This is a genomic window from Ohtaekwangia sp. (genome assembly GCF_036568665.1).
In the GTDB taxonomy this organism is placed as follows: Bacteria; Bacteroidota; Bacteroidia; order Cytophagales; family Cyclobacteriaceae; genus Ohtaekwangia.
In genome coordinates this window covers 1-2,145 of record NZ_DATCSD010000151.1, presented here as the reverse complement: position 1 = coordinate 2,145, position 2,145 = coordinate 1, and the positions used below count along the sequence as shown (strand labels likewise).

Annotated in this window: 2 protein-coding genes; both read left to right on the top strand. The window is 40.7% G+C overall.

Annotated features, from left to right (window positions below; genetic code table 11):
• Positions 1-1,567 (top strand): hypothetical protein (locus VIN08_RS08505; protein WP_331963117.1); only part of this gene is annotated, 1,567 nt, incomplete at its 5' end.
• A gap of 98 nt (positions 1,568-1,665) precedes the next feature.
• The coding region (locus VIN08_RS08500) for a DUF4157 domain-containing protein (RefSeq protein ID WP_331963114.1) at positions 1,666-2,145 on the top strand (480 nt) is incomplete at its 3' end.

Genomic DNA, 2,145 nt, shown 5'->3' with positions numbered 1-2,145 from the left:
TATCATGGCTGTGATCAATAGTGCTATAGCACTGTATAAAGCGATACAGTCGTTCATCAAGTATATAACAAAGATGCTTGAGATCGTAAATTCATTTGTGGAAGGTATACTCGAGATATGCAGTGGTAATATCAAGAACGCCGCTAACTTCTTAGAGCGCTCACTGGCAGATGGTGTACCGATCGTGATTGGCTTCCTGGCAAACCAGGTTGGTCTTGATCTCAGTGGTCGCATTCGCGATGTACTCGGCACCGTGCGCGAAAAAGTAGACAAAGGTCTAGACTTCCTCATCGACAAAGTGGTTGGCTTTGTTGAGAAGCTGGTGGCGAAGGTGAAGCAGGCTAAGGATAAAATATTAGGCTGGTTCGGCTTGAAGAAACCACTTACTACAAAGGATGGAGTTAATCATACTCTATATTTTACAGGTAGTGAAAACAATTCAGTCCTTACAATTGCAACAACTCCAATGTCCGTTGTAGATTATATAGGCAAAATAAAAACGGATAATAAATTAAAGGATTCAGATGTAGCCACGCCTCTGGCTACAGCACAAAAAATTGATACTGAAGAGAAGAAAGATGCTTCGACAGACGCTGATAAACAAAAGAAAACAGATGAAGTAAATAAGCTAATGACTCAACTCGCAACGGAACTAAGTGCGTTGCCTCTAACGGCAGCAACGGGAGTTAATTCGGGGGCTATATATGGCGGGGAATATATGGGATTCTTCGGTTCATCTGCAGTTGTAGCATTTCAGAAGGCTCCTTTCGATCCAGGATCAGGTCCGAATGTATCGCATTCTATATTTGATAAAATTAATGTTCGTAGAGATTTGAATGGTTCATATTATGTCAAAGGACATCTTTTGAATGATAACCTAGGTGGACCTGGCACTACTTGGTCGAATCTTACTCCAATTAACAGACAGGCTAATAAGGATCATCAATTGGAATTTGAAGACCCGGTAAAATTAATTGTGAACGGAACGGCAGCGAAAGTGACCAATACAAAATCATTACCGACCAAGGGTACAATGAAGGGATTTTCTGTTACAGCTTCCTATGGAAGATCAGAACCAGCCGCATTATCGCAGCTTAAAGATGATAGTATAGATGATTATCCATCGGGTTTTGATCCTGCGTGGGATATGACGGAAGTGATTGATGTGCTAGAGGGTGAAAAATATGTTCCTACTCAGCTTAACTGCAGCGCTGTAATAACCAAGGAAAATGAGACAACGGAGAAGACTCATTCGAAAACGATAATGAATGATATTAACTATGGCATACTTTCAAGTTATCAATTTGGAGCTAAGCCAAAAGTTAATGTGATACTAGGTGAAAAGATTAAAGATTGTAAAACAGTAACGGAAGCTCTTGCTATTCTTATGGAGATTAAAGGAATAGGATATGCTAGAGCACAGCGTATTATTGACGTTTTTAAGGCAAAGAAAAAAATTACGAATGGAAAATCCGAGATTGGAATAGGAGTGCAGGCGTTAAACAAACAAAATCGCGATAAGAATATAACATGGGGCGCAGTACCGGCATCTTGGAATCCTAGTTAACCACTATAAGCGAACTACAATACTATAAAATTATAAGTATGAGTAAGACTAGAGTTTTTAGAAGAAGAATTACAAGGAAGCAAAGCTCTACAACGAGTATGCAAAACACCAAGCAGAATGCGCAATCATTCTTCGATACATCTTCTTCTGAATCAACTTTCTTCTCACCATCGGTAGCACATCAGGCTATAAATCGCAAGTGTGAGAAATGCGAGCACGAAGAAAAGAAAGTGCAGAGAAGTGAAAAGGCATCGGCCGTAAAAGATGCTTCCGGTAACGTGCCATCCTATATAGCATCGCTGGATGGTAAAGGAGCACCGCTACCGGATTCTGTTAAAAAGTTTTTTGAGCCAAAATTCAAAGCCGATTTTAGCAGCGTGCGTATACATGATAATGAGCAGGCAGCAGAAGCCGCATCATCCGTTCACGCGAAAGCGTTTACGCATAAGAACCATATAGTTTTTAATAAAGGAGTATATAATCCCGAGTCATCGGCAGGAAGAGAATTACTGGCGCACGAACTTACCCATATAGTGCAGCAGAACGGTGGTATATCGCGTATGGAGGTTGAGAAACAG